This window comes from Brevundimonas sp., from assembly GCF_031082345.1.
Lineage (GTDB): Bacteria > Pseudomonadota > Alphaproteobacteria > Caulobacterales > Caulobacteraceae > Brevundimonas.
This window is the reverse complement of sequence record NZ_JAVHLH010000017.1, coordinates 1-5236: the sequence shown is the minus strand read 5'-3', so window position 1 is coordinate 5236 and position 5236 is coordinate 1. Positions and strand designations below refer to the sequence as shown.

General features: G+C 67.1%; 6 protein-coding genes and 1 pseudogene. 6 read left to right on the top strand and 1 reads right to left on the bottom strand.

The window, feature by feature from the left end; translation table 11 throughout:
* The 5 genes and pseudogenes from RDU12_RS02170 to RDU12_RS02150 all read left to right on the top strand — a co-directional run.
* Positions 1-420: pseudogene (locus RDU12_RS02170) on the top strand (hypothetical protein); the annotation flags it as partial.
* A gap of 98 nt (positions 421-518) precedes the next feature.
* Positions 519-1436: a hypothetical protein gene (locus RDU12_RS02165; RefSeq protein WP_300291207.1), complete on the top strand. Its 918-nt coding sequence runs from the start codon at positions 519-521 to the stop codon at positions 1434-1436.
* A 33-nt stretch (positions 1437-1469) separates the two neighbouring features.
* On the top strand, positions 1470-2426 hold the full coding sequence (locus tag RDU12_RS02160; RefSeq protein WP_308684037.1) for a hypothetical protein: 957 nt from the start codon (positions 1470-1472) through the stop codon (positions 2424-2426).
* Positions 2427-2546: 120 nt separating this feature from the next.
* A complete protein-coding gene (locus RDU12_RS02155; RefSeq protein WP_300289654.1) occupies positions 2547-3194 on the top strand; it encodes an ATP-dependent Clp protease proteolytic subunit in 648 nt (215 codons plus the stop codon).
* A gap of 70 nt (positions 3195-3264) precedes the next feature.
* On the top strand, positions 3265-3585 hold the full coding sequence (locus RDU12_RS02150; protein WP_300289655.1) for a hypothetical protein: 321 nt from the start codon (positions 3265-3267) through the stop codon (positions 3583-3585).
* Between the two features lie 3 nt (positions 3586-3588).
* On the opposite strand, the gene RDU12_RS02145 is transcribed toward RDU12_RS02150, so the two are convergent.
* Positions 3589-4236 (bottom strand): HAD-IB family hydrolase, encoded by a 648-nt coding sequence (locus tag RDU12_RS02145; protein ID WP_300289656.1) that lies wholly within the window; start codon positions 4234-4236, stop codon positions 3589-3591.
* 188 nt (positions 4237-4424) lie between these two features.
* Between RDU12_RS02145 and clpX the strand changes: the two genes are divergently transcribed.
* On the top strand, positions 4425-5236 hold an 812-nt coding region (gene clpX / locus RDU12_RS02140), incomplete at its 3' end, for an ATP-dependent Clp protease ATP-binding subunit ClpX (protein ID WP_308684036.1).

The following is a 5236-nucleotide window of genomic DNA, read 5'->3' as shown; positions in this document are numbered from 1 at the left end:
GAGGACGGAAAGTGTCTGGCGATCAAGATATTCCAGGGGCCGGAGCCGTGCGGGAATTCCTACAACCGGTCCTACCGGGGCCAGGGAATCATGGACGTTATTCGCAGGGCCATCATCATCCTGGACGTGCCCAGGCTGGAAGGCACGGATTTCACGGCCCTCTCGGATTATCTGGCGATGCTCGTTCTGGCCCAGATCGACCCAAACGGCGAAACCGGGAGATTTGATACGGTTCTCAACCTCCCCGACGGGGACCGGGGGGTCTCAGGTCTGACCGAATGGGATTGGGCCTATCTGACAGCGCTGTATGACGCCAGGCCGAACCGTTTGAACCAGCCGGTCCAGGCCGACGCCCTGATGGAGATTCTGTCGACCGACCCCGGGCCCGCCAACGACGCCGGGCCCGCCGACGAACCCTGATTGGTCTGACGCCGCGTCGGGCCGGGCCGCTTCCCGCTACCCGTGCCTCGTGATAGAAATTCCAACCGTCGGCTGAGAGGGCCGGCTGGAGGGCTGGGATGTCGCTGATCGTCGTGCTGGCCGCCCTGGCCCTCGTTCAGGATCCGGCTCCCGCCCAGGCCGCGTCTTCCGCCGCGCAGGAGCCGCCTGCCGTCGCGCTCGAGGAGGTCGTCGTCGAGGGCCGGCGGCTGGAGGAACTGACCCGCGAGTTCGTCGACGAGGTCTCGGCGCCTCCTCGTCGGCGCGGCCTGGCCCGCTGGAGAGGCGGCGTCTGCGTCGGCGTGAGCGGCATCCGGCAGGACATCGCCCAGGCGGTGGCGGATCATGTGTCCCGCGTGGCTCTGGCGTATGGGCTCAGGCCCGGCGATCCCGGATGCCGGGCCAATATTCTCATCGTCTTCGCCGAGGACGGCCAGTCGCTGGGCGACGCCATGGTCGAGCGTCGGGAGCGGGTCTTCCATCTGGGGGTCGGCGGACTCGACAGGGGCGATGTCGCGCTTGAGGATTTCCGCTTCTCGGACCGGCCGGTGCGCTGGTGGCATGTCAGCGTGCCCACCAATGCATACACGGGCGATGTCGGCATCCGGATGCCGGGTGACGAGAGTTCTCCCCGGATCCCGGGCGAGGGCCTGCTCAACAAGGGTCGGTGGCTCCGCGACGACATGAACAAGGTGATCATCGTCGTCGACGGCGAATATGTGAACGGGGTCGGCCTGCCGCAACTGGCCGATTATCTTTCCATGGTGGCGCTGGCCCAGGTGGATCCCGAGGGCGACACCAGCCGGTTCTCGACCATCCTCAACCTGTTCGACGATCCGGAAGGCAGTCCGGGCCTGACCGGCTGGGATCGCGCCTATCTGGACGCGCTCTATACCGGCCCGTCGGAACGTATCCGGGCCAGCGACCAGACGCGGCAGCTGCTACGAAACCTGCGGCGTGCACGGGCGTCAGACGCCGAGGCCGGCGACCTGCCGTAGGCCCGCGCCGGCAAGGGATATCAGGAAAACCGCATGACCAGTTGGGCGTTCATCGCCGCCATGCTCTCGACGTTCGCGTCTCCCCAGGATGCGCTCCCCCAGAGCCCGCCGCCCCCGCAGGACCCGCCGGAAGCAACGGCGACGCTCGAGGATGTGGTCGTCGAGGGGCGGGCGCTGGAGGAAATGGTCCGGGAATTCGTCGGGGAGGTGGGCGCCCCGGCCGGGCGGCGCGGACTGGCGCGCTGGCACGACCGGCTGTGCGTCGGCGTCGTCAACGTCCGCCCGGACCTGGGACAGGCCGTGGCCGACCGGGTGTCCCAGGTGGCCCTGGACCTCGGCCTCGATATCGGCGAGCCGGGCTGCCGGGCCAATGTCTTCATCGTCTTCACAGCCGACGGCGCCGCCCTGGCCGATGCGATGGTGGAAGAGAGCCGCCGGGCGTTCCGCATCGGCGTCGCAGGCCTCGACCGGGGCAGCGCGGCGCTGGAGGCGTTCCGCACCGTCGACCGGCCGGTGCGCTGGTGGCAGATCAGCCTGCCGGTGAACGCCGACACCGGCCAGCGGGCGGTGCGCCTGTCGGGGGATGAGGCCCCGCCGCAGATCAATGTCTTCGCCGCCTCGCGCCTGAGCACCCAGATCCGCGACGATCTGAAGAAGGCGATGATCATCGTCGACGTCGACCGGCTGGGACAGGTCAACCTGGCCCAATTGGCGGACTATCTCGCCTTCGTGACCCTGGTTCAGGTCGATCCCGAGGCGGAGACCGCGGCCTATGACACCATATTGAACCTGTTCGACGCCCCGGGCGGCGTGGACGGGCTGACCGGGTGGGATGTCTCCTATCTGACCTCGCTGTACGAGGTTCAGGGGTCGCCGGTGCTGCGACAGAATCCGCGCGGACAGGCGTCGGTGATTGCCGCCGACATGGTCCGCGACCGGCGCGATGTCGATCCTCCGACCTCCGAAGGCGAGCCTTCCGACGAGGAATGACAGCCGCCGCCCGCGGGCGGCGCGCGGCCCGCGCCTTGCATCCTCGGCCTGACGACGCGATATCCTGTCTACAGGCGCGCGACCGGTGAGTCGCCGCCACAGCATCCCGAGAAGGCCTGAATGCGCGATCCGATCGAACTGATGAACATGAACCTCGTCCCCATGGTGGTGGAGCAGTCCAGCCGGGGCGAGCGGGCTTTCGACATCTTCTCGCGCCTGCTGCGCGAGCGGATCATCTTCCTGACCGGTCCGTTCGAGGACGGCATGGCGTCGCTGATCTGCGCCCAGCTGCTGTTCCTGGAATCGGAGAACCCGAAGAAGGAAATCAGCATGTACATCAACAGCCCGGGCGGCCAGGTGTCGTCGGCGCTGGCGATCTACGACACCATGCAATACATCCGCTCGCCGGTTTCGACGGTGTGCATGGGCATGGCCGCCTCGGCCGGCTCGCTGATCCTGACCGCCGGCGCCGCCGGCCAGCGCGTGGCCCTGCCGAACGCCCGGGTCATGGTGCACCAGCCCTCGGGCGGTTTCCGCGGCCAGGCGTCGGACATCGAACTGCACGCCGCCGACATCCGCTACACCAAGAAGCGGCTGAACGAGATCTATGTCCATCACACCGGCCGGACCTATGAGGAGGTCGAGAAGACCCTCGACCGCGACCATTTCATGAGCGCCGAGGAGGCCAAGAACTGGGGCATCGTCGACCACGTCTACGACCGCCGCGAACAGGCCGATTCCGATGGCGTGAAGACGCCGGGAGACTGAACCGGCAGGACGGGACTAAGGGGGCGCGCCGGAGACGGCGCGCCCTTTTCTTTTGTGCTATCAGGCCGCCATGCAACACACGCGCGAGACCAGCGGGACCGTCGAGGTCGACGGCGAGACCTATGAGTGGGAAATCCGCCGCCAGCCGCAGCCCAAGGCCGGCGGCAAATGGGACGGCATGGCCATCACCCTGAGACTGCAGGGGTTCCAGCGCGAAGCGGTGGTGCAGTTTCCCATGCCGATGCGGGCCAATAATCGCCCGGAGATGGAGAAGCAGCGGATCAACGTAGAGGCCGTGCGCAATGCGGTGACATCCGTGACCGAGGCGGGCTGGAACCCCACCTCGCGCGGCAAGCCGATGGTCTTCGACGTGGACGCCGACGGGCGGTGAGCCTCAGGGACGGCCGGTGAACACCCGAAATCCCGGCTCGTCGGCGATGGCCAGCATCTCGGTGTCGCCGGAGGTGTCGCCATAGGCGGCCGTCAACCGCACGTCCTCGCCATAGACCGCGCGCAGGCGCCGGACCTTCTCCTCGCCGCGGCAGTTGGGGCTGGCGAAGGCGCCGGTGACCCGGCCGTCGCCGTCGAACACCAGCGGGGTGCCGAGCAGGGCCTCGGCACCCAGCCGTCGGGCGAAGGGCGCCACCGTCGTCTCCGGGCTGGCGGTGACGATGACGCGGTGCGCGCCCCTGTCGCCCCAGTCGTTCCAGCAGGCGAGGGCGTCCGGGCGCATGAACCTGTCCCAAATTCGGTCAGCGAACCGTTCGGCGTCGGCTTCCAGAGCCGCCCGGTCCACGCCGCGGAGGAATTCGCGCACCGAGGCGGCCTTGATCCGGCCCCGGTCGTGGTTGCGGGCGTAGGCGGCCACGGCCGGCGACATCTTCACCAGCCCCAGGGCCCAGCCGCCCGGACCGGCCCGCCAGCGCAGGAATTCGGTGAAACTGTCGCGGATCGTCAGGGTGCCGTCGAAGTCGAAGGCGACGATGGCCTGATCCTTGCGAGGCGGCTGGCGAAACGGAGCGTTGCTTCCCATGTCAGACATTCGCCGCGATCATCCTCAACAGTGAACCGTTCGCTTCCGCCTCCTGCTCCGCTTTCGCGGGGTTGTGGCGGGCGCCGGGATGGGTGATTGTCATTTTTTGAAGACCTTTGCGCCCATTGTTCGGGAATCAACGTGAGGGAAGCGCGCCTGGCCCCATATCGGGTCCATCGCGGGAGTGAGAAGGGTCGATGACCAAAGCCGCCGGCACAGACGCCAAAAGCACGCTGTACTGCTCATTCTGCGGAAAGAGCCAGCACGAGGTGCGCAAGCTCATCGCCGGGCCGACCGTGTTCATCTGCGATGAATGCGTCGAGCTCTGCATGGATATCATCCGTGAAGAGCACAAGATTTCCTTCTCCAAGGCCAAGGACGGCGTGCCGTCGCCGAAGGAGATCCGCGAGGTCTTGGACGACTACGTCATCGGTCAGGCGCACGCCAAGAAGGTGCTCTCGGTCGCGGTCCACAATCATTACAAGCGCCTGAACCACGCGACGAAGAACAACGACGTCGAGCTGGCCAAGTCCAACATCATGCTGATCGGGCCGACCGGCTCGGGCAAGACGCTGCTGGCCCAGACGCTGGCGCGCATCATCGACGTGCCCTTCACCATGGCCGACGCCACCACCCTGACCGAGGCCGGTTATGTGGGCGAGGACGTCGAGAACATCATCCTCAAGCTGCTGCAGTCGTCCGACTACAACGTCGAGCGGGCCCAGCGCGGCATCGTCTACATCGACGAGATCGACAAGATTTCGCGCAAGTCGGACAACCCCTCGATCACCCGCGACGTCTCGGGCGAGGGCGTGCAGCAGGCCCTGCTGAAGATCATGGAAGGCACCGTCGCCTCCGTGCCCCCGCAGGGCGGCCGCAAGCATCCGCAGCAGGAGTTCATCCAGATCGACACCACCAACGTGCTGTTCATCGTTGCCGGTGCGTTCGCGGGGCTGGAGAAGATCGTGTCCGACCGCGTCGGCAAGCGCGGTCTGGGCTTCGGCGCCGA